The 21,156-nt window shown below is 75.4% G+C and carries 19 protein-coding genes; 12 read left to right on the top strand and 7 right to left on the bottom strand.

Going from position 1 to position 21,156, the window contains the following annotated elements:
- The first annotated feature begins 64 nt into the window (after nt 1–64).
- The 4 genes from CHC04_RS08860 to CHC04_RS24535 are packed head-to-tail and all read left to right on the top strand — an operon-like array spanning nt 65 to nt 4,893.
- Nucleotides 65–1,540 (top strand): APC family permease, encoded by a 1,476-nt coding sequence (locus CHC04_RS08860; protein ID WP_089403563.1) that lies wholly within the window; start codon nt 65–67, stop codon nt 1,538–1,540.
- Nucleotides 1,541–1,551: 11 nt separating this feature from the next.
- On the top strand, nt 1,552–3,468 hold the full coding sequence (locus tag CHC04_RS08855; protein ID WP_089403562.1) for a primary-amine oxidase: 1,917 nt from the start codon (nt 1,552–1,554) through the stop codon (nt 3,466–3,468).
- Complete coding sequence (locus CHC04_RS08850) at nt 3,465–3,902, top strand: hypothetical protein (RefSeq protein WP_089403561.1); 438 nt, start codon at nt 3,465–3,467, stop codon at nt 3,900–3,902. Before CHC04_RS08855 ends, CHC04_RS08850 begins: the two co-directional genes overlap by 4 nt.
- 25 nt (nt 3,903–3,927) lie before the next feature.
- Nucleotides 3,928–4,893 (top strand): helix-turn-helix transcriptional regulator, encoded by a 966-nt coding sequence (locus CHC04_RS24535; protein WP_217897264.1) that lies wholly within the window; start codon nt 3,928–3,930, stop codon nt 4,891–4,893.
- Nucleotides 4,894–4,915: 22 nt separating this feature from the next.
- Here the strand turns inward: CHC04_RS24535 and CHC04_RS08840 are convergent, their stop codons facing one another.
- On the bottom strand, nt 4,916–6,022 hold the full coding sequence (locus tag CHC04_RS08840) for a class II histone deacetylase (protein ID WP_089403560.1): 1,107 nt from the start codon (nt 6,020–6,022) through the stop codon (nt 4,916–4,918).
- A 195-nt stretch (nt 6,023–6,217) separates the two neighbouring features.
- Between CHC04_RS08840 and CHC04_RS08835 the strand changes: the two genes are divergently transcribed.
- Complete coding sequence (locus CHC04_RS08835; protein ID WP_217897263.1) at nt 6,218–7,573, top strand: cytochrome P450; 1,356 nt, start codon at nt 6,218–6,220, stop codon at nt 7,571–7,573.
- A 72-nt stretch (nt 7,574–7,645) separates the two neighbouring features.
- Here CHC04_RS08835 and paaZ read toward each other — a convergent pair whose 3' ends face one another.
- From paaZ to paaK, 3 genes are read right to left on the bottom strand one after another with little or no spacing between them, the layout of a single operon-like run.
- The gene (paaZ, locus tag CHC04_RS08830) at nt 7,646–9,703 is read right to left on the bottom strand and encodes a phenylacetic acid degradation bifunctional protein PaaZ (RefSeq protein ID WP_089403559.1); all 2,058 of its coding nucleotides are present in this window, start codon (nt 9,701–9,703) and stop codon (nt 7,646–7,648) included.
- A gap of 17 nt (nt 9,704–9,720) precedes the next feature.
- Nucleotides 9,721–10,317, bottom strand: a complete 597-nt coding sequence (locus CHC04_RS08825; protein WP_089403558.1) for a TetR/AcrR family transcriptional regulator — start codon at nt 10,315–10,317, stop codon at nt 9,721–9,723.
- Nucleotides 10,314–11,654, bottom strand: a complete 1,341-nt coding sequence (paaK, locus tag CHC04_RS08820; protein WP_089403557.1) for a phenylacetate--CoA ligase PaaK — start codon at nt 11,652–11,654, stop codon at nt 10,314–10,316. The genes CHC04_RS08825 and paaK overlap by 4 nt, the downstream gene beginning before the upstream one ends.
- Before the next feature lie 223 nt (nt 11,655–11,877).
- Between paaK and paaA the strand changes: the two genes are divergently transcribed.
- The 6 genes from paaA to CHC04_RS08790 all read left to right on the top strand — a co-directional run bounded on the left by paaA (nt 11,878) and on the right by CHC04_RS08790 (nt 16,208).
- On the top strand, nt 11,878–12,864 hold the full coding sequence (paaA, locus tag CHC04_RS08815) for a 1,2-phenylacetyl-CoA epoxidase subunit PaaA (RefSeq protein ID WP_089403556.1): 987 nt from the start codon (nt 11,878–11,880) through the stop codon (nt 12,862–12,864).
- A complete protein-coding gene (gene paaB / locus CHC04_RS08810; RefSeq protein WP_089403555.1) occupies nt 12,861–13,229 on the top strand; it encodes a 1,2-phenylacetyl-CoA epoxidase subunit PaaB in 369 nt (122 codons plus the stop codon). The genes paaA and paaB overlap by 4 nt, the downstream gene beginning before the upstream one ends.
- 93 nt (nt 13,230–13,322) lie before the next feature.
- Complete coding sequence (paaC, locus tag CHC04_RS08805) at nt 13,323–14,231, top strand: 1,2-phenylacetyl-CoA epoxidase subunit PaaC (RefSeq protein WP_089403554.1); 909 nt, start codon at nt 13,323–13,325, stop codon at nt 14,229–14,231.
- 5 nt (nt 14,232–14,236) lie between these two features.
- Nucleotides 14,237–14,731, top strand: a complete 495-nt coding sequence (gene paaD, locus CHC04_RS08800) for a 1,2-phenylacetyl-CoA epoxidase subunit PaaD (RefSeq protein WP_245817078.1) — start codon at nt 14,237–14,239, stop codon at nt 14,729–14,731.
- Nucleotides 14,731–15,807 carry a 1,2-phenylacetyl-CoA epoxidase subunit PaaE gene (paaE, locus tag CHC04_RS08795; RefSeq protein WP_089403552.1) on the top strand — a complete coding sequence of 359 codons (1,077 nt, stop codon included), beginning with the start codon at nt 14,731–14,733 and terminating at the stop codon, nt 15,805–15,807. Before paaD ends, paaE begins: the two co-directional genes overlap by 1 nt.
- Nucleotides 15,804–16,208, top strand: coding sequence for a thioesterase family protein (locus CHC04_RS08790; protein WP_089403551.1), 405 nt, complete (start codon nt 15,804–15,806; stop codon nt 16,206–16,208). Before paaE ends, CHC04_RS08790 begins: the two co-directional genes overlap by 4 nt.
- An 18-nt stretch (nt 16,209–16,226) precedes the next feature.
- Here the strand turns inward: CHC04_RS08790 and CHC04_RS08785 are convergent, their stop codons facing one another.
- Nucleotides 16,227–17,072, bottom strand: a complete 846-nt coding sequence (locus CHC04_RS08785) for a DivIVA domain-containing protein (protein ID WP_089403550.1) — start codon at nt 17,070–17,072, stop codon at nt 16,227–16,229.
- On the bottom strand, nt 17,069–18,208 hold the full coding sequence (locus CHC04_RS08780) for a globin domain-containing protein (RefSeq protein WP_089403549.1): 1,140 nt from the start codon (nt 18,206–18,208) through the stop codon (nt 17,069–17,071). Before CHC04_RS08780 ends, CHC04_RS08785 begins: the two co-directional genes overlap by 4 nt.
- Before the next feature lie 175 nt (nt 18,209–18,383).
- Here CHC04_RS08780 and CHC04_RS08775 point away from each other — a divergent pair, with 175 nt between their 5' ends.
- Nucleotides 18,384–19,631, top strand: a complete 1,248-nt coding sequence (locus tag CHC04_RS08775; protein WP_089403548.1) for a globin domain-containing protein — start codon at nt 18,384–18,386, stop codon at nt 19,629–19,631.
- Nucleotides 19,632–19,767: 136 nt separating this feature from the next.
- Here the strand turns inward: CHC04_RS08775 and CHC04_RS08770 are convergent, their stop codons facing one another.
- Nucleotides 19,768–21,063 carry an FAD-binding oxidoreductase gene (locus tag CHC04_RS08770; RefSeq protein WP_176449909.1) on the bottom strand — a complete coding sequence of 432 codons (1,296 nt, stop codon included), beginning with the start codon at nt 21,061–21,063 and terminating at the stop codon, nt 19,768–19,770.
- Between the last annotated feature and the right edge of the window lie 93 nt (nt 21,064–21,156).

The following is a 21,156-nucleotide window of genomic DNA, read 5'->3' as shown; positions in this document are numbered from 1 at the left end:
TCAGGCTTCCCAGCCATCGCCGTCCGCCCGGCAGCCCGCGCTGCCGCCGCCCCGGAGGTCGCCCATGGCCACCGTCTCCGACCCACCACCGGCCGCGCCGGTCACCGGCACCGCCGAGCGCCACCGGCTGACCGGCCGCCTCGGTGCCGGCGCCATCGTCTTCATGGTGGTGGCCGCCGCCGCCCCCCTGACGGTCATCGCGGGCTCGGTCCCCATCGGCATCGCCGCGGGCAACGGCGCCGGCTACCCGGCGATGTACGTCGTCGCGGCCGTCGTCCTGCTCTTCTTCGCCGTCGGCTTCACCGCCATGACCCGCCACGTGCCGAACGCCGGCGCGTTCTACTCCTACGTCGGCACCGGGCTCGGCCGCGGCGCCGGGCTGGGCAGCGCCCTGGTCGCGCTGATCAGCTACGTGACCGTGCAGGGCGCCGTCTACGGCTACGTCGGGTTCCTCGTCGACGACCTGGTGACCGGCTACGGCGGGCCGTCGCTGCCCTGGTGGCTGTGGACCGCCGTCGTCCTGGCCGTCACCGGCCTGCTCGGCTACCGGCACATCGAGCTGTCCAGCAGGGTGCTCGGGGTCCTGCTCGTCGCCGAGGTGGGCATCGTCCTGGTGCTCGACGCCGCGGTCGTGTTCCAGGGCGGCGGCGACGAGGGCCTGTCCACCGCGCTGGTGCGGCCCGACGAGGTCCTCTCCGGCGCTCCCGGCATCGGGCTGATGTTCGCCATCGCCGGCTTCATCGGCTTCGAGGCGACCGCGATCTTCCGCGACGAGGCCCGCGACCCCGAGCGGACCATCCCCCGGGCGACCTACCTGGCGCTGGCCATCATCGGGGTCTTCTACACGCTGTCCTCCTGGGCCATCGTGAGCGCATGGGGCGACAGCGCGATCGTCGACGCCGCGGCCGCCGACCCGGGCGGGATCGTGGTGACCACCGCCGCGGACTACGTCGGCACGGCCGCGGCCGACGTCATGCAGGTGCTGTTCGTGACCAGCCTGTTCGCCGCGATCCTGTCGTTCCACAACGTGCTGTCGCGCTACGTCTTCTCCCTCGGCAACACCGGCGTCCTGCCGATCGCCTGCGGCCGCAGCCACACCCGGCACGCCTCACCGCACGTCGCCTCGCTGGTCACCACCGCGGTCGGCGGCCTGCTGATGGCCGTGTGCGCCCTCGCCGGGCTCGACCCGGTGCTGGAGATCTTCACCTGGCTGGCCGGCATCGCCAGCGTGGGCATCGTCGTGCTGATGCTGCTGGCCTGCGTCGCCGTCGTCGTCTTCTTCCGCCGCACCGGCCTGGACCGGCGGCCGTGGCACACCCTCGTCGCCCCCGGCCTCGGCGCGGTCGGCCTGGCGCTGATCCTCGTGCTGCTCGTCCGGAACCTGCCGCTGCTCATGGGCGGCTCCACGCCGCTCGGCGTCGGCGCCGGCGTCCTGCTCGCCGTCGCCCTCGCCTCGGGCTGGCTGCTCGCCCGCGCCCGCCCCCACGCCGCCCGCGACCTCACCGCCGCCACCCCCGCCGACCACGCACCGCAGATCTGAGGAGGAACCCGATGACCCTGACCGCCCCCCGGTCCACCGCCACCCACCCGCTGTCCCGGCTCACCGCCGAGGAGATCACCGCCGCCGCCGCGATCGTCCGCGACGCCGGGCTGGTGAAGGAGAGCTCGAAGTTCGTCTACGTCGGCCTGGTCGAGCCGCACAAGCGCGACGTGCTCGCCTGGACCCCGGGCGAGCCGATCGAGCGGCGGGCGCGCGTGCTGCTGCTCGACCGCGCCACCGGCGACGGCCGCGACCTGACCGTCTCGATCACCGGCGGCACGGTCGTCGAGGACCTCGAGATCGACGGCGCCGCCGACGGCCAGGTGCCGATCCTCGACGCCGAGTTCGAGGCCATCGAGCCGATCCTCGCCGCGGACGAGCGCTGGGTCGCGGCGATGGAGAAGCGCGGCCTGCAGGTGGCCGACGTGCGGGCCGTGCCGCTGTCGGCCGGCTCGTACTTCCCGGACGAGTCCGGGCACCGGATCGTCCGGGTCCTCGGCTTCCACCAGGCCGACCCGGCGGACCTGCCCTGGGCGCACCCGGTCGACGGCGTCGTCGCCTACGTCGACATCACCCGCGGGGTCACCACCGCCGTGCACGACCACTTCGACCTGGCGGTCCCGGCCGAGCGCGCCGACCTCGACCAGGACACCCACCCGCACGCGGTGCGCGACCTCAGGCCCATCGAGATCACCCAGCCCGAGGGCCCGAGCTTCACCGTCGAGGACGACGTCGTCCGCTGGGCCGGCTGGGAGTTCCGCGTCGGCTTCGACGCCCGCGAGGGCCTGGTGCTCCACCAGCTGTCCATCGACGGCCGCTCGGTCGTGCACCGCGCCTCGATCGCGGAGATGGTGGTGCCCTACGCCGACCCCTCGCCGGTGCGGTTCTGGCAGAACTACTTCGACGTCGGCGAGTACCTCTTCGCCCGCTACACCAACTCCCTCGAGCTGGGCTGCGACTGCCTGGGCGAGATCCACTACTTCGACGCCACCCTGGCCGACGAGGACGGCGCGCCGCGGACCATCGGCAACGCCGTCTGCCTGCACGAGGAGGACTACGGCGTCGCCTGGAAGCACACCGACCTGTTCAACGGGATGGCCGAGACCCGGCGCTCGCGCCGCCTGGTGATCAGCTTCTTCACGACCATCGGCAACTACGACTACGGCTTCTACTGGTACCTCTACACCGACGGCACGATCCAGCTGGAGAGCAAGGCCACCGGCATCGTGTTCACCTCCGCCTACCGCGGGGAGGACCACCCCTACGCCACCGAGGTCGCCCCGGGGCTGGGCGCGCCGTTCCACCAGCACCTGTTCTCCGCCCGGCTGGACATGGCCGTGGACGGCACCGGCAACACCGTCCACGAGGTGGACGCCGTCCGGCTGCCGGTGAGCGACACCAACCCGTACGGCAACGCCTTCCAGCGGCGGCTGACCCCGCTCACGCGGGAGTCGGAGGCGCAGCGGGTCAGCGACGCGACGGTCGGGCGGACCTGGCACGTGGTCAACCCGTCGAAGACCAACCGGCTCGGCCAGCCCGTGGGGTACGCGCTGCACCCGCAGGCCTCGCCGGTGCTGCTCGCCGACGACCGGTCCTCGATCGCCCAGCGCGCGGCGTTCTCGACGAAGACCCTGTGGGTGACCGAGTACGACCCCGCCGAGCGCTATCCGGCCGGCGACTTCGTCAACCAGCACCCCGGGTCCGGCGGGCTGCCGTCCTTCGTCGCCGACGACGCCCCGCTGGAGGACACCGACGTCGTCCTGTGGCACACCTTCGGGCTCACCCACTTCCCGCGCCCGGAGGACTGGCCGGTCATGCCGACCGACTACACCGGCTTCACGCTCAAGCCGGTCGGCTTCTTCGACCGCAACCCCGCGCTCGGCCTGCCGCGGTCGACCTCGTCGCACTGCGCGTCGCACGGGTCGTGACGGCCGCTGCCGTCGCCGCCCGGCCGGGGGCACCCGCCCTCGGCCGGGCGGCCGCCGCCCTGGCCGTGGCCGGCGGCCTGGTGCACCTGCTGCTGCTCGACCTCACGTCCCTGGCCTCGCTGGCCATGGCCGCGACGGCGGCGGTCTGCCTGCCCTGCGCGTGGCGGCTGTGGCGGCGGCCGAGCCGCTCGGCGTGGCAGGTGACGCTGCTGGCCGACGTCACCATGCTCGCCCTGCACGTGCAGCTGCTCGCGGGGCCGGCCGGCGGCGGGACGGGGCACGCGGCGCACCCGGGCGCGGCTCCCGGCGGCCTGGCGTGGTCCGGGATCGTGCTCGTCGCCGGGTCGCTGGGAGCCGGCGCCCTGGCCCTGGCCCGCGACCGCCGGACGCGGCCCCGGCAGGGCCTGCTGCCCTCGGTCCGCACCCAGGACTGAGCCGGCCGGAGGGGAGGTCGCGCCCGTGCCGGACCCGCTGGACCTCGCGCTCGGTCTCGTCACGGCCGCGTCGTCGGCCTCGACCGCCCGCGCCACGGCCGACGAGGTCATCGCCGAGCTCCGCGACCAGCCGGCCGTCGCCGCCGTCGCGGTGCACGTCCGCGAGCCCCTGAGCGGACGGCACGTCGCGCTCGCCTCCGACGGCTACCCCGGCCCGGTCCTCGACCACCTCGGCGGGCCGGGGTTCCTGGTGGACGACGTCGGCTACCGGCTCCTGGTCACCGACCCCACCCGGCGGGCGCGGTGCTGGCGCGACGTGGAGAGCTACACGTCCACGCCCTCGGTGCGCGAGGTCTTCGGCCCGGCGGGGTTCTGCGGCGGGGCCACCGCGCGGCTGGTCACGCGGGACGGCCGCTGGACCGGTGACCTGCACGTCAGCTCGAGGACCGAGGGCGGGCCCGCTCCCGACGTGGTCGCCGCGCTGCACCACGCCGCGCCGGCACTGGCGGCCGCCGTGGACGGCACCCGCTGGCTCGGCGTGCTCTCCACGGCCCTCGCCCCGGGTGAGGCGGCCTGCCTGGTCCCCCGGGAGGGCGGGCCGCCGCACCCGCTGCCCGGCCGCGTCCCCCTGCCGGTCGACCCCGGGCTGCTCGCTGCCGTGCGGGCCCGGCACCGGGACGAGGGGGACGGTGCCTGGTTCTGGCGCGGCCCGTCGGGCTGGTACCGCGTGCGGCTGCTCGCGGTCGCCGGCGGGACCCTGGTCACCGGCCGGCCCGCGGACCTGCCGGGGGGACTGTCGCCGCGGGAGCTGGAGGTCCTCACGCTGCTCGCCGAGGGGGCGTCCAACCACGCGCTGGCGCGACTCCTGGGCATCAGCGAGCGGACGGCCGCCCACCACGTCGAGCACGTCCTGGCCAAGTGCGGGGCACCCAGCCGGGCGGCGGCCGCGGCGCGTGCGGTGCGCGACGGCTGGCGGCTGCTGTCCGGCTGAGTGCCCCGGCCGGGCGCGTCCGTCAGGCCGTCGGCACGGCGTCCACGACCGGCGACAGCGCGTCGACGACGTCCTTCTGGTGCGGCTGCAGGTCCATGCCGCCGATCGCCGACAGGAAGTCGAGGAACGGGTCCTCGACCCCGGTGCGGACGCCGCTGAGCTGCTCGATGGTCGCCAGCCCGCAGAAGGGCACGTACGCGGCGGAGTAGCCGCCCTCGTGGACGACGAGCAGGCGCCCGCCGGCGGTCTCGGCGGCCACGTCGCCGACCATGCGGGTCATCTCCCGGTAGGCGTCCGAGTGGAGCATCTGCCGGCCGAGGGGGTCCAGGGCGCTGCTGTCGAAGCCGGACGCCACGAAGACGAAGTCCGGGGCGAAGCGGCGCAGCGCCGGGACCACCAGGGTCTCCATGGCGTAGAGGTAGCCGCCGACGCCGGTGCCGGGCGGCAGGGGGACGTTCAGGTTCGTCCCCGCCCCGGCGCCCTCGCCCGTCTCGTCCCCGGCGCCGCTCTCGTGCGGGTAGTAGGAGTCCTGGTGCAGCGAGACGGTGAGCACGTCGGCGTCGCCGTAGAAGGCCTGCTGCGTGCCGTTGCCGTGGTGGACGTCCCAGTCGACGACGGCGATCCGGCGCACGCCGTGCACCGCCTGGAGGTGGCGGGCGGCGATCGCCACGTTGCCGAACATGCAGAACCCGCGGCCGCGGTCGCGCTCGGCGTGGTGGCCCGGCGGGCGGACCAGCGCGTAGGCGTTGTCGACGGTCCGGGTGTGCACGGCCTCGGCGGCCACGATCGCCCCGCCGGCGGCGAGGCGGGCGATGTCGTAGCCGCCCGGGCCGAACGGCACCAGCTCCCCGGCGTCGCCGCCGCCGGCGGCCGACATCTGCTCCATGCGCCGCACGTAGTCCTCGTCGTGCACGCGGCACAGCTCCTCGACCGTGGCCGGCCGGGCGTCGAGCCACTGCAGCTGCTTCCACAGCCCGGAGGCGTCGAGCAGGTTCTTCAGCCGGCGCTTGGTGCGGGGGTTCTCCGCGTGCTCGTCCGGCTCGATCCACCCGCCGGCGGGGATGAAGGCCCCGGCCGAGCGGGTGTCCCACCACATGTACTTCTCGTCCCACAGCGCACCGGTCGTCATCGCCGTCTCCTCCCGACTGGGGCCCCTCCCCGGGCTGGACACAACCCCCCGGGCGGCCGGGTCCTCAATGGGCGGTTGTGCCCATCGCCCCGGTGCCCGCCGGGCCTTGTGCGCCTGCCGGGCCTTGTCCGCCTGCCGGGCCTTGTCCGCCTGCCGGGCCTTGTCCGCCTGCCGGGCCGACACGAGACTCGCGGGGTGAGCAGCCGACCGCCGGGGACCGCCCACCCGCTGTCCGACGCGGACACCCTCGCGCTGGTCGACCCGGTCACCTACGAGGCGGGCCCGCCGTTGGACCTGCTGCGCCGGCTGCGCGCCGAGGCCCCGGTCGCCTGGGTGGAGGAGCCGGCGCTGCACGGCCAGCCGGCCGGTCCCGGCTTCTGGCTGGTGCTGCGGCACGCCGACGTGGAGCGGGTGCTGCGCGACCCGGCGACGTTCTCCTCGTGGCTGGGCGCCACCCAGGTCCGCGACGCCGCCGACCTCGCGTGGGTGCGCCGGATGATGCTCAACACCGACCCGCCCGACCACTCGCGGCTGCGGCGGCTGCTGTCGCGCTCGTTCACCCCGCGCGCGGTCGCCGCGCTGACGGAGGCGATCGGGGCGACCGCGGCCGGCCTGGTCGGCCGGATGACCGCCGCCGCCGCCGCCGAGGGCCGCTGCGACTTCGCCAAGGACGTCGCCGCCGACCTGCCGCTGCTGACCCTCGCCGACGTGCTCGGCGTGCCGGCGGAGGACCGCTGGCTGATGTTCGACTGGTCCAACCGGGTGATCGGCTGGCAGGACCCCGACTACGCCACCTCGGCCGCGTTCGACGGCACCGGCGGGACGGCGATGGCGCGGGAGGCGCTGGCGCTGCGGCCGGGGCCCGGCCCGGACGGGCGGATGCCCGACCCGCGCACCCGTGCCGGGATGCCCGACCTCTACGCCTACGCCCGGCTGCTGGCCGAGGAGAAGCGGCGGGCGCCGGGTGAGGACGTCATGTCGGTCCTGCTGGCGCAGGTCGACGACGACGGCGGGCGGGTCAGCCCCGAGGAGTTCGAGAACCTGTTCTGGCTGTTCGCCGTCGCGGGCAACGAGACCCTGCGCAACGGGCTGCCCGGCGGGCTGATCGCGCTGCTGCAGCACCCCGACCAGCTGGCCGCGGTGCGCGCCGACCCGTCGCTGCTGCCCGGCGCGGTCGAGGAGATGCTGCGCTGGTGGACCCCGGTCATGGTGTTCCGCCGCACCGCCACCACCGACGTCGACCTCGCCGGGGTGCGCGTCCGGGCCGGGGACAAGGTGGTCGTGTCGTTCACGTCGGCCAACCGCGACGAGGCCGTCTTCGCCGACCCCGACCGCTTCGACGTCGGCCGCGCCCCCAACCCGCACCTGTCCTTCGGCCACGGGCCGCACTTCTGCCTCGGGGCGCAGCTGGCCCGCGTGCAGATGCGCGCGCTGTTCGCCGCGCTGCTGCGCGCGACCGCCGTCGTCGAGCCGGACGGCCCCCCGGCGCTGCTGCGGTCGAACTTCCAGCGGGGGGTCAAGCGGCTGCCCGTCCGCTGGACGGCCGCCTGACGGTGAGCCGATCGGTCGGCCCCCTGCAGGGCCCCGCCGCGAGCTCGCGAGTGGGGGGCAGGGGGTCCTTCATCAGCTGCCGGCCGCCGCCGGCGGCCAGGTACTGGCCACCATGGTGAGCACGTCGTAGGTGGCCACCGGCGTCCCCTCGCCGTTGACGACGACGGCGTCCCAGCGGACCTCGCCGTGGTCGGCGCCGCCGCGCGGGGTGATCTGCTTGGCCGTGAGCGTCACCGTCAGTTCCTCCCCCGGCCTGACCGGCGTGAGGAACCGCAGGTTGTCCACACCGTAGTTGGCGAGCACCGGGCCGGGTGCCGGGTCCACGAACAGCCCCGCGGCCCAGGAGACGATCAGGTAGCCGTGCGCCACCCGGCCGCCGAAGAGCGGGTTGGCGCGGGCGGCCTCCTCGTCCGTGTGCGCGTAGAAGGTGTCGCCGGTGAAGTCGGCGAAGTGCTCGATGTCGGCGAGCGTCACCGGGCGCGGGCCGGCGGTCACCGAGTCGCCGATGCGCAGCTCGGCCAGCGACTTGCGGAACGGGTGGACGCCGTCGTCACGCCGCTGCGCGCCGGTCACCCAGCGGCCGCCGACCGCGGTGAGCACGTCGGGCGAGGCCTGCACGGCGGTGCGCTGCATGTGGTGCAGCACGCCGCGGATGCCGCCGAGCTCCTCCCCGCCGCCGGCACGGCCCGGTCCGCCGTGCACCAGCACCGGCAGCGGCGAGCCGTGCCCGGTGTTCTCCGCCGCGTCGTCGCGGTCGAGCACCAGGATCCGGCCGTGCGCGTGCGCGGCGCCGAGCACGAACGCCCGCGCGAACTCCCGGTCGTAGGTGACCACCGAGCCGACCAGGCTGCCCTGACCGCGCGCGGCCAGCGCGACGGCCTGGGTGACCCCGTCGTAGGGCAGCACGGTGCTGACCGGGCCGAACGCCTCGACGTCGTGCGGCTCGGCGGCGGCGGGGTCGTCGCAGCGCAGCAGCAGCGGCGGGAGGAAGGCGCCGCGGTCGCGGTCGGCGCCGACGACCTCGAAGTGCTCGGGGTCGCCGGCGACGAGCTCGGCGACGCCGCGCAGCGCCTTGACCGCGCGCAGCACCTCCTCGCGCTGGTCGAGGCCGGCCAGCGCGCCCATCGTCACGCCGTCGGCCCCCGGCGCGCCGACGACGACCTGCGCCAGCCGCTCCCGGGTGGCCTCGACGACGTCGTCGACCAGCTCGCGCGGCACCAGCGCCCGGCGGATCGCGGTGCACTTCTGGCCGGCCTTGACGGTCATCTCGGTGACCAGCTGGTCGACGAACAGGCCGAACTCGGGGGTGCCCGGCGTCGCGTCGGGGCCGAGCACCGCGCAGTTGAGGGAGTCGGCCTCGGCGTTGAACCGGACGGAGTTGGCCACCACCGCCGGGGAGCTGCGCAGCTTGCGGGCGGTGGCGGCCGAGCCGGTGAAGAACACCAGGTCCTGCCCGGCGAGGCCGTCGAGCAGCCCGGCGGGGCTGCCGGCCAGCAGCTGCAGCGACCCCTCGGGCAGCAGCCCCGAGTCGACGATCGCGCGGACCACGGCCTCGGTGAGGTAGGCGGTCTGGCTGGCCGGCTTGACGATCGTCGGCACGCCGGCGAGGAAGGCCGGCGCCAGCTTCTCCAGGAACCCCCACACGGGGAAGTTGAAGGCGTTGACCTGCACCGCGACCCCGCGCAGCGGCGTGTACAGGTGCTGGCCGACGAAGGTCCCCCGCCGGCCCAGCGGCTCGACCGCGCCGTCGAGGACGACGGTGTCGTCGGGCAGCTCGCGGCGGCCCTTGCTCGCGTAGGACAGCAGCGTGCCGAAGCCGCCGTCGACGTCGACGGCGCTGTCGCCGTCGGTGGCGCCGGTGCGCCGGGACAGCGCGTAGAAGGCGTCCTTGTCGGCCATCAGCCGCAGGCCCAGCTGCTTGAGCAGCCCGGCGCGCTGGTGGAAGGTCAGCTCCCGCAGCGCCGGGCCGCCGACGGTCCGGGCGTGCTCGAGCATGGCGGGGACGTCCAGGCCGGTGCTGCTGATCCGGGCGACGGTCTCCCCGGTGACGGCGTCGGCGATCGGCGTGCCCTCGTCGGGCGCGGCGTACCACCGGCCGGCGGCGTAGCTCTCGAGCAGGGGGGTGGTCATCGCAGGTCTCCTGGGGTTCAGCGGGCCCGCAGGCCCTCGAAGGTGGTGGTGACGAGGGCGTCGGCGAGGGCGTCGACCGACAGGCTGCCGCCGGGGCGGAACCACTCGGTGAGCGAGTTGACGGTGCCGAACAGCAGCCGGCTGGTGACGGCGGGGTCGACGTCGGGGCGCACGTCGCCCTGCTCCTCGGCGGCGCGCACCAGGTCGGTGACGACGCGGTCGAACTCGCGGCGCCGCTGCAGCGCGGCCTGCTCGACCGGCGAGTTGCCGCGCACCCGCAGCAGCAGGGTGACGAACGGGAGCTCGGCGGCCAGCACCCGCACCGACCCGCGCACGACGTGCTCGAGCCGGTCGATGGCCGGGCCGGTGGTGGCCGCGGGCTCCTCGGTGACGGCGAACAGGGCGTCGAGCGCGCGGTCGAGGGCCAGCCGCAGCAGCTCGACCTTGCTGGTCACGTGGTGGTAGATCGCCGACTTGGTGACCCCGAGCCGGGCGGCCAGCTCCTCCATGCTCGTGGCGTCGTAGCCGCGCTCGTTGAACACCGCGACGGCGACGTCGAGCAGGCTGTCCAGCGAGTGCCCGGGCCGCCCGCGCCGCACCCGGGTCTCCGTCACCTCTTCGCCCGGGAGTCGACCATCCGCTGCAGCTTGCCCATCGACCGCGGCAGCGTCTCGGGGTCCACGACGAGGACCTCGACGGTCGAGCCGACGGTGTCCTTGACGCCCTCGACGACCTCCCGGGCCGCCACCGCGCGCCGCTCGGCCGGGCAGTCGGGCCGGGCCTCGACCCGGACGACGAGGTGGTCGAGGCGGCCGCGGCTGACCAGCTCCAGCCCGAAGTGGGGCGAGAGCCCGGGCGTGCGCAGCACGACCTCCTCGATCTGGGTGGGGAAGAGGTTCACGCCGCGCAGGATGATCATGTCGTCGGTGCGGCCGGTGACCTTCTCCATCCGCCGCATGCCCGGCCGGGCCGTGCCGGGCAGCAGCCGGGTGAGGTCGCGGGTGCGGTAGCGGACGACCGGCATGGCCTCCTTGGTCAGCGAGGTGAACACCAGCTCGCCGACCTCGCCCTCGGGCAGCACCTCGCCGGTGGCCGGGTCGATGACCTCCGGGTAGAAGTGGTCCTCCCAGACGTGCAGGCCGTCCTTGGTCTCCACGCACTCCTGGGCGACGCCGGGGCCCATCACCTCCGACAGGCCGTAGATGTCGACGGCCTGGATGTCGAGGCGGTCCTCCATCTCCCGGCGCATCTGCTCGGTCCACGGCTCGGCGCCGAAGATCCCGACCTCGAGGCTGCTGGCCCGCGGGTCGAGGCCCTGCTTCTCGAACTCGTCGATCAGGGCGAGCATGTACGACGGCGTCACCATGATCACGCGGGGCCGGAAGTCGGTGATCAGCTGCACCTGGCGGGCCGACATCCCGCCGGAGACCGGGACGACGGTGCAGCCGAGCTTCTCCGCGCCGTAGTGCGCGCCCAGCCCGCCGGTGAACAGGCCGTAGCCGTAGGCGTTGTGCAGCGTGTCCCCGGGCCGGCCGCCGGCGGCGCGGATGGAGCGGGCCATGACGGTGGCCCAGGTGTCGATGTCGCGCTCGGTGTAGCCGACGACGGTCGGCCGGCCGGTGGTGCCGGAGGAGGCGTGCACGCGGCGCACCTGCTCCTGCGGGACGGCGAACATGCCGAACGGGTAGTTCTCCCGCAGGTCGGCCTTGCTCGTCGTCGGGAACCGCGCCAGGTCGGCGAGCTCGCGGCAGTCGTCGGGGTGCACGCCGGCGTCGTCGAAGGCCCGCCGGTAGTGCGGCACGTTGTCGTAGGCGTGGCGCAGCGACCACCGCAGCCGCTCCAGCTGCAGGGCGCGCAGCTCGTCGACCGACATCCGCTCGGCCGCGTCGAGCGTCCCGGGCTCGGGGGCGACGCCGAGGCGCCGGGGCGTCTCGCTGGTCAGGACCGTCATGTCGGCAGGCCTCCGGGAGGTGCGCGCGGGCGTCGTCGCCGGGCGGCCGGCACCCGCCGCGGGGGCGCCATTACCGACCGGATGGTCAGGTATCGGACTCCCCCCGGCCGGGTGCTGTCAAGCCCTCCGGTGCCCGGGTTGTGCCGGCGCGCGGCGTCGTGCACACTTATACCGACCGTCCGGTCAGTAATTGACCTCCCGCCGTCGCGAACGAGGGACCCCGATGTCAGCGCCCACCCTGGACCGCCCCGCGGCCGGCACCCCCGACGAGGCGTCGCTGCAGGAGCGGTTCGACGCCACCATCGCCGCCGAGCACCGGATCGAGCCGCGCGACTGGATGCCCGAGGGCTACCGCAAGACGCTGGTCCGCCAGATCGCCCAGCACGCCCACTCCGAGATCATCGGGATGCAGCCCGAGGGCGACTGGCTGCTCGCCGCCCCGAGCCTGCGGCGCAAGGCGATCCTGCTGGCCAAGGTGCAGGACGAGGCCGGCCACGGGATGTACCTGTACTCGGCCGCCGAGACCCTCGGCGCCGACCGCGCCGACCTCACCGACAAGCTCATCGAGGGCCGGCAGAAGTACAGCTCGATCTTCAACTACCCCACGCTCACCTACGCCGACGTCGGCGTCATCGGCTGGCTGGTCGACGGCGCGGCGATCTGCAACCAGGTGCCGCTGTGCCGCTCCTCCTACGGGCCCTACGCCCGCGCGATGATCCGCGTCTGCAAGGAGGAGTCCTTCCACCAGCGGCAGGGCTACGAGCTGCTGATGACGATGATGGGCGGCACCGACGAGCAGCGGGCCATGGTGCAGGACGCCGTCGACCGCTGGTGGTGGCCCTCGCTGATGATGTTCGGCCCGCCCGACGACGACAGCCCCAACTCCGCGCAGTCGATGGCCTGGGGCATCAAGCGGCACAGCAACGACGAGCTGCGCCAGCGCTTCGTCGACATGACCGTGCCGCAGGCGGAGTTCCTCGGCGTGACCCTGCCCGACCCGGACCTGGTGTGGGACGAGGCGGCCGGCAGGCACCGCTTCGGCGCCATCGACTGGGCGGAGTTCAAGCGGGTCATCAGCGGCGAGGGCCCGATGAACGCCGTCCGCGTCGCCCGCCGCCGGGCCGCCCGCGACGACAACGCCTGGGTGACCGAGGCCGCGGCCGCCCACGCCGCCAAGCACGCCGGTGGGCACGCCGGGAGCGCCGCGTGAGCACCGACGTCACCGCCGAGGGCGGGCACGGCGCCGTCCCGACCGGGCCGGAGGTGCCCGTCGAGCCGAAGGCGTCGACCGCCCGGCGCGACTGGCCGCTCTACGAGGTGTTCGTGCGCGGCAAGCGGGGCCTCAACCACGTGCACGTGGGCTCGCTGCACGCGCCCGACGACGAGATGGCGGTGCACGCCGCCCGCGACGTCTACACCCGCCGCAACGAGGGCGTGAGCATCTGGGTGGTGAGGGCGGCCGACATCACCGCCTCCAGCCCCGACGAGAAGGACCCGATGTTCGCCCCCAGCGGCGACAAGGTCTACCGGCACCCGACGTTCTACGACATCCCCGAGGACGTCCCCCACATGTAGGAGGGGACCCTCCCGCCCACCTCGGCCCGCCGCCCGCTGCGGGCCAGGAAGGGTGCCTTTGTAGCGCTAATGGCTCTCCCGAGAGGTCAGGTCATGCACGAGGAAACGGTGTACGACGCGCTGGACCACGCGCACGGGGGCGAGGGGCACTGGGCGTTCGGCACCGGCTTCGACGAGCCGCTGGCCGGCGTCGACACCACCGTCCCCGACGGCGTCGACCACGCCGACCTCGGCACCTACTGCCTGATGCTCGGCGACGACGCCCTCGTGCTCGCCCAGCGCCTCACCCAGTGGGTGACCGCCGCGCCCGAGCTCGAGGAGGAGGTGGCGATCGCCAACGTCGCGCTGGATCTGCTCGGGCAGGCCCGGCTGCTGCTGGCCCGCGCCGGCTCGGTGGACGTGCTGGGCCGCTCCCGCGAGCGGGCGTCCGCGTCGATCCCCGACGAGGACGCGCTGGCCTACTTCCGCGACGCCGACGAGTTCCGCTGCACCGCGCTGTCCGCCGCGGACAACGGCGACTTCGGGCAGACGATGGTGCGCCTGCTGGTGGCCGCCACCGTCCGGCTGGCGGTGTTCGCCCGGCTGCGGGACTCCCGCGACCCGGTGCTCGCCGCCATCGCCGCCAAGGGCGTGCACGAGCTCACCTACCACCGCGACCACGCCGCCCGCTGGGTGCTGCGCCTCGGCGACGGCACGGCCGAGTCCTCCCGCCGCGCGCAGGCCGGCGTGGACGCGGTGTGGCCGCTGCTGGCCGACCTGTTCACCGCCACCGACGTCGAGCGGCGGCTGGCCGCCGCCGGCGTCGCCGTCGACCCCGCCGACGTCCGCGCCGAGGTGCACGACGTGCTCACCACCGTGCTCGACCGCGCGACGCTGCGGGTGCCCCCGTGGCCGGCCGACGCGCCGCCACGCGGCCGGCTCGGCGAGCACGGCCCCGAGCTCGTCGCGCTGCTGGAGACCCTGCAGGGCCTGGCCCGGCAGCACCCGGCGGCCACGTGGTGACGGCGGTGAGCACCGACCCGCGGGCGGTCGCCGAGACCGTCACCGACCCCGAGCTGCCCACGCTCACGCTCGCCGACCTCGGCGTGCTGCGCGACGTGCGGGTGCACGAGGGCACCGTCGTCGTCGACATCACGCCCACCTACAGCGGCTGCCCGGCGATGGGCGTCATGCGCGCGGACCTGCTGCACGCGCTGCACTCGGCCGGCTTCGACGACGTCGAGGTGCGCACGGTGCTCTCCCCCGCGTGGAGCACCGACTGGATCACCGACGACGGCCGCCGCAAGCTCGCCGCCGCCGGCATCGCCCCGCCCGGCCCGGCGCCGCACCGCCCCGCCGGCCCGGTGCCGCTGCAGCTGGGCCCCACCCGGCGGACGGCGTCGTGCCCGCTGTGCGGCTCCCCCGACACCGAGGAGCTCAGCGAGTTCGGGTCGACGGCGTGCAAGGCGCTGCGCCGCTGCCGGAGCTGCCGGGAGCCCTTCGAGCACGTGAAGGAGATCTGATGAGCGCGCCTGCCCGGCGCCGGCCGCAGTTCCACCCCCTGCGGGTCGCCCGCGTGGAGCAGCTCACCGACGACGCCGTCGCCGTCACCTTCGACGTCCCGCCCGAGCTGGCCGAGGACTACGCCTTCCGGCCCGGGCAGGCGCTCACCCTGCGCCGGGTCGACGGCGACCGCGACGAGCGCCGCTCCTACTCCATCTGCGCGCCGGTGGGCGCACCGCCGCGGGTGGGCGTCCGCGAGGTCCCCGGCGGCTTCTTCTCCTCCTACCTGGTGCACCAGGTGCGGCCCGGCGACGCGATCGAGGTGCTGCCCCCGTCGGGCACCTTCACCGCCGACCTCTCGCAGCCGGCCGACCACGTCTTCGTCGTCGCGGGCTCCGGCATCACCCCCGCGCTGAGCCTGGCGAGCACGGTGCTGCGCGACGGCGAGTCGACCGTCACCGTCTTCTACGGCAACCGGCGCACCAACACGGTCATGTTCGCCGACGAGCTGGCCGACCTGAAGGACCGCTACGGCACCCGGCTGCAGCTGGTGCACGTGCTCTCCCGCGAGCCCCGCGACGCCGAGCTGACCACCGGCCGGCTCGACGGCGAACGGCTGCGCACCCTCGTCGACACCTTCGTCGACGCCGGGCACGTCGACCACTGGTGGCTGTGCGGCCCGCACGGCATGGTCACCGACGCCCGCGCGCTGCTCGCCGACCTCGGCGTCCCGCCCGAGCGGGTGCACCAGGAGCTGTTCTACGTCGACGACGTCCCGCCGCAGCCGGTGCGCGGCGACGACGAGACCGTCGAGGGCCCCAGCAGCCAGGTCACCGTCGTCCTCGACGGCCGCTCGACCACCCTCGCCCTCCCCCGCGACGTCCCGGTGCTCGACTCCGCGCAGCGGGTCCGCTCCGACCTGCCCTTCGCCTGCAAGGGCGGCGTCTGCGGCACCTGCCGCGCGCGGGTCACCGACGGCGAGGTGGAGATGCGGCGCAACTACGCGCTCGAGGCGGAGGAGGTCGAGGCCGGCTACGTGCTCACCTGCCAGACCCTGCCGCTGTCCGACGCGGTCACCGTCGACTTCGACGCGTGACCCCGATCGCCGCGGGCGAGACCGCCGTCCTCGACGTCGTCGTCACCGCGGCGATGACCGTCGACTTCGACGAGCTCGGCCCGGTGCACCCGGTCTACGCGACCTACGCGATGGCCAAGCACTTCGAGGAGGCCGGCCGGAAGCTGCTGCTGGCCCACCTCGAGCCGGGCGAGGCCGGCGTCGGGACGGCGGTGTCGGTGGAGCACCTGGCGCCGGCGTGGGTGGGCGACCGGGTCCGGGTCACCGCGACCTGCACGGAGGTGCGGGGCAACCGGCTGACCTGCGCGCTGACCGCCGTCGACGCGCACGGCCGGCTGCTCGGGCGCGGCACGACCGGGCAGGCGGTGCTGCCCGGGGACGTGCTCGCCGCCCGGCTGGTCCGCCCGGGCCCCGCGGCGTGAGGGGGCCGGGCCGCCGCGTCACTGGCGGCGGCCGGCCTCCTGCCCGCGCAGCGACTCGTCGCTGAGCAGCACCGCCGCCGCCTCCACCGTCCGCGGCTCGGCCGCGCCGGACCCCTCCCCATCGGGAGCCGCACCGGACGCCGCCGGGTCGGGTGCCGCGGTCACCGCGGCCGGCGCCGGGTCGGCCGACGCCCGGCCGGCCCGGAGCGGCTCGGCCTGCGGGCGCGGTGCGACCGGCACGGCCTGGGGGGAGGCGGCGCCCCACTCCCGCTCGACGTCGGCGAGCAGCGCCTCGAGGTAGGCGCGCAGCTGCGCGCGGCACGCCTGCCCGAAGGCCTGCAGGTACCGGACCTGCTCCTGCAGCTCCTCCTCGGTCCGGGTGTCGACGGTGCCGGACTGGGCGGCGACGGCCGCCGTGCCCTGGGCGGCGGCGATGCGGGAGGCGGCCTCGTGGGCGGCCTGGATCATCGCGCCGACCTTCTCGCGCGCCTCCCGCACCTGCTCCTCGTAGTGCTCGCGCGCCTCGGCGGTCATCACCCGGCTGATCGCCTCGGCCTCGGCGACGTACTGGTCGGCGGTCTGCTGCGCGGCCGCGAGGATGCCCACGGCCTGCGCCGAGGGGGCCTCCGGCCGCGGGCCGTCGTCGTCGAGGCGGGCCTGCAGGGCGTGCACCCGGTCGCGCAGCTCCGCCTTCTCCGCGTGCAGCCGGGACAGCTCCTCCCCCACGCGCTCGAGGAAGCGGTCGACCTCGACGTCGTCGTAACCCGGGCGGAAGACCGAGGACCGGCCGAACCGGACGTCGCGGACGTCGGCCGGGCTCAGCCGCCGGCCGCCGAAGCCGGCGGGCTCGGGGGTCGTGCTCATGTCGTCACCTCTCCGTGCACATCGGGTCCGGGGCGGCTGGGTGCGAACACCTCGGTGCGGATGCGCTCCTCGGGCAGCCCCTGCTGCCGCAGCCTGCCGACGGTGTCGTCGACCATCGCCGGCGGGCCGGCGACGTAGGCCTCCCTGCTCCCCCACGGCCCCGAGCGGGCGACCACCTCACCGACGTCGCCGTGGGCGAACTGCGTGTGCTCGTCCTCGGAGACGGCGACGGTGACGGTGAGCCACGGGTTGTCCTGCGCCAGCCGCGTGAGGTCCTCGCGATCGTAGAGGTCCTCCTCGAGGCGGACGCCGACGAAGAGGTCCACCCGCCGCTGCGCGCCGTTGCGCGCGACGTGGTCCACGATCGCCTTGAGCGGCGCCAGACCCGTCCCGCCGGCCACCAGCAGCAGGTCGCGGTCGGAGTCGGGGTCGAAGCGCATGTGGTCCACCGGCGGGCCCAGGCGCAGCACGTCCCCCACGTGGACCTGCCGCACCAGAGCCGTGCTGACCGGTCCGCCCGGCTGGGCGCGCGCGTGGATCTCCAGCTCGCCGTCGGGCCGGAAGGCGTTGGCCGGCGAGTAGTAGCGCCACAACCGGGGCCGCAGCTCCGTCTCCAGCGAGATTGACTCCCCCGGGCGGTAGGGCAGCGGGACCTTCGACCGCAGCCGCAGCACGGCGGTGTCGACGGTGCGCCGCTCGTGGGCGACCACCTCGGCGTCCCACCAGGGCGGCTGGTCGGACATCTCGTCGGCGGCCTGCACCATCACCGAGGCGACCAGCTCGTAGGCCGCCGTCCAGTCCGCGGCCAGCGCCTCGTCCCACTCCTCGTCGAAGTGCTCGAGGGTGGCCAGCAGGCTCGCCCCCACCGCCGGGTAGTGCTCGGTCACCGTGCCGAACTTGCGGTGGTCGCGGCCGAGCTGCTGCAGGATCGGCACGAGGGAGTCCAGGTCGTCGACCCGGGCCACCACCTCGCCGAGCGCGGCGAAGAGCCGGTCGCGCTGGTGGGCCATGGAGACCGGGAACAGCTGCCGGGTCTCGGGGTGGGTGAGGAACAGGTGCGCGTAGAACCACAGCGGCGCCTCGTCCCCCGCGGCCGCGGCCTTCGCGAAGTTGGCGCGCATCGCAGCGATGTCCACGCGGACCCCCCGTGAGCGTGGCCTCGGCCGGCCGGGTGGCCGGACCGTCGTCCGAGGCACTGTAACGACGATCACAACGGACGGCCAGAGTCGTACCGGTACCCCAGCAGTCGCCGTGCGCAGTCCCTCCTGGCAGGGTCGGGGGCCGCGTCCGTCGACCGTCCGAGGAGGACCGATGCTGTCCGACCGTTCCCGACCCGTCATCGAGGCGACGCTGCCGGTGGTCGCCGAGCACGTCGGCGAGATCGCCCAGCGCTTCTACGCGCACCTGTTCGGCGCCCACCCCGAGCTGTTCGACGGCGTCTTCAACCGCGGGAACCAGGCCACCGGCGAGCAGCAGGTCGCCCTCGCCGGGTCGGTCGCCGTCTTCGCCAGCACGCTCGTGCAGACACCCGAGCAGCTGCCCGAGCGGCTGCTGTCGCGCATCGCGCACAAGCACGCCTCGCTCGGCATCACGCCCGCGCAGTACGACGTCGTCCACGAGCACCTGTTCTGGGCCATCGCCGACGTCCTCGGCGACGCGGTGACGCCGGAGGTCGCCGCCGCCTGGGACGAGGTCTACTGGCTGATGGCCTACGCGCTGATCAACCAGGAGCGCGGCCTGTACAGCGCCCGCGGGGTGCGCCCGGAGACGGTCTGGCGCGAGTGGGAGGTCGCCGAGAAGGTCCAGGAGACCCCCGAGGTCGTCACCTTCCGGGTCCGGCGGGTCGACGACCGGCTGGTCAAGACCTCGCTGCCCGGCCAGTACGTGACGGTGCAGGTGCCGATGCCCGACGGCGTGCGCCAGCCGCGGCAGTACAGCCTCACCCGGGCCGACGACGGCGAGCACCGCCAGTTCTCGGTCAAGCGGGTCCGCGGCGACGGCAGGCCCGACGGCGAGGTCTCCAACCACCTCTGCGACCGGGTCGGCGTCGGTGACCGGCTGACGATGTCGCTGCCCTTCGGCGACGTCGTCCTCGACGACTCCGGCCGCCCGGTGGTGTTCGCCAGCGCCGGCATCGGCGTCACGCCGATGGCCGGGATGCTCTCCCACCTGACCGCCGCCGGCTCGCACCTGCCGATCACGCTGCTGCACGCCGACGTCGACGAGGAGTCCTTCGCGCTGCGCGAGCAGGTGCTCGGCGACGTCCGGCGGCTGTCCGGCGCGCGGATCCACGTGTGGTACGAGCGCGGGGCCACCGGGACCCTGCCGGTCGACGGCGTCCACGCCGGCGTCATGGACCTCGACGCGGTCGACCTCCCCGAGGACGCCGTGTACTACCTGTGCGGTCCGCTGCCGTTCATGCGGGCCGTGCGCAGCGCGCTCGTCGACCGGGGCGTGTCCCCGCGCGACGTGCAGTACGAGGTCTTCGGCCCCGACCTGTGGCAGGCCGACTTCCAGGCCGAGCCCTCCCCCGACGCGGTGCACGCGACCGCCGGCTGACGAGGCGCCACCGCCGGACTCGCCGCCCGGTGCCCGACCTCGCGCTGCAGGGTGAGGTCGGGCACCGCGGGGTGGGGTCGGCGGGGTGGGGTCGGCGGGGTGAGCCCCGCGCGGGGCCGGCCGAGACCGGCCGGCCTCAGTCCCCGCGGCGGTCGCCGCCGGCGGCGCCCTCGAGGATGCGGTGCGGGTCGGCGGTGGCCGCCAGGGCCGCCAGCCGGTCGCGCGCGGACGGCGTGGGGGTGCGCGCCAGCACGTCGGGCACCGCGGCGAACCCGTGCGCCGGGGGGCGGCCGGCGAGGTCGGCGCCGAACGCGGCGGCCAGCTCCGCCGCGGCCGCCCGGGTGGCGGCGCGGTCCTCCGCGCCGGTGGCGCCGACCAGCCGCACCGCCAGCCGGGCGTCGCGGTGGCAGACGGCGCTGGCCCGCTCGGGCACCCAGCCCAGCGCGCCGCCGAGCAGCCGCAGCTCCAGCGTGCGCGGCCGGGCACCGCGCACGGCCCGCAGGAGCGCCGCGGCGGCGTCGTCGGGGACCCGGTCGGGCAGCAGCGAGGACCCGATCCCCGGCTCCTGCTCCCGGGTGGCCAGCCCGGCCGGCCCGCGGGGCGCGATCTCGGAGTCCAGCGGGCGCGCGGTGGCCGCCAGGGGGCCGAGCAGCCCGTCGAGGACCTCGACGCCGTCCTCGGTGTCCCCGGCCCACGCGAAGCGCACCGTCACGCCGCACTCGCCGGAGCGCGGCCGGGTCAGCAGCAGCGAGGTGCCGGCCTGGGCCGGCAGCGTCGGCGTCCACGCCCGCCAGGCGTCGAGCACCCGCTGCGCGTCGGCCGCCGCCCAGCGCAGCTGCCCGCCGTAGCGGGGGCCGGCGGCCAGCAGGTCCAGCTCCACGGCGGTCACCACACCCAGTGCCGCGCCACCGCCGCGCACGCCCCAGAACAGCTCGGGCTCCTCGGCCGGCGTGACCCGCCGCAGCGCGCCGTCGCCGGTGACCAGCTCCACCGCCCGCACCCGGTCGCCGGCCAGGCCGTAGGTGCGCGCCAGCGGGCCGACGCCGCCCCCGGTCACGGTGTCGGCGACCCGCTCGGCCGCCGACCCGCCGGTCAGCGGGGTCAGGCCGCGCCGGCCCGCCTCCCCGGCCAGGTCGCGCCAGCGCACGCCGGCCCCCACCCGGGCCCAGCCGGAGGAGGACACGGTCACCTCCGACAGGCGATCGGGGTCGACCAGCAGCCGCCGCGCCCGTCCCGTCCCGCGCCCGGGGCCGCGGACGGCGAGCCCGACGCCGTGCCGGCCGGCCAGCCGCACCGCCGCGACGACGTCGGCGGCCTCGGCCACCTGGACCACCGTCCCCTCGCGGACCTCCGCCGCGGGCGAGAGCCGGGACCGCAGCGCGGCCGACAGGTCGGGCGGGAGGACGGCGGACAGGACGGGTGCGGAGGTCACGGGGGTTCTCCCAGGTGCGCGGCGACGGTGCAGCGCGAGGGTCGGCCGCCGTCCTTGGTGCGCCCTTGCCGGGCGCTTGGGCGCCAGGTCAGC

The organism is Geodermatophilus saharensis (assembly GCF_900188205.1).
Taxonomy (GTDB): Bacteria; Actinomycetota; Actinomycetes; order Mycobacteriales; family Geodermatophilaceae; genus Geodermatophilus; species Geodermatophilus saharensis.
This window is presented reverse-complemented; position numbering and strand designations above follow the sequence as displayed.

Bases quoted from the DNA above. Each gene is read 5' to 3' on its own strand.
- paaE (WP_089403552.1), top strand. From the start codon at position 14,731: ATGAGCGCGCCTGCCCGGCGCCGGCCGCAGTTCCACCCCCTGCGGGTC.
- CHC04_RS08855 (WP_089403562.1), top strand. From the start codon at position 1,552: ATGACCCTGACCGCCCCCCGGTCCACCGCCACCCACCCGCTGTCCCGG.
- CHC04_RS08840 (WP_089403560.1), bottom strand. From the start codon at position 6,022: ATGACGACCGGTGCGCTGTGGGACGAGAAGTACATGTGGTGGGACACC.
- CHC04_RS08775 (WP_089403548.1), top strand. From the start codon at position 18,384: ATGCTGTCCGACCGTTCCCGACCCGTCATCGAGGCGACGCTGCCGGTG.
- paaK (WP_089403557.1), bottom strand. From the start codon at position 11,654: ATGACGGTCCTGACCAGCGAGACGCCCCGGCGCCTCGGCGTCGCCCCC.
- CHC04_RS08785 (WP_089403550.1), bottom strand. From the start codon at position 17,072: ATGAGCACGACCCCCGAGCCCGCCGGCTTCGGCGGCCGGCGGCTGAGC.
- paaC (WP_089403554.1), top strand. From the start codon at position 13,323: ATGCACGAGGAAACGGTGTACGACGCGCTGGACCACGCGCACGGGGGC.
- paaZ (WP_089403559.1), bottom strand. From the start codon at position 9,703: ATGACCACCCCCCTGCTCGAGAGCTACGCCGCCGGCCGGTGGTACGCC.
- CHC04_RS08860 (WP_089403563.1), top strand. From the start codon at position 65: ATGGCCACCGTCTCCGACCCACCACCGGCCGCGCCGGTCACCGGCACC.
- paaA (WP_089403556.1), top strand. From the start codon at position 11,878: ATGTCAGCGCCCACCCTGGACCGCCCCGCGGCCGGCACCCCCGACGAG.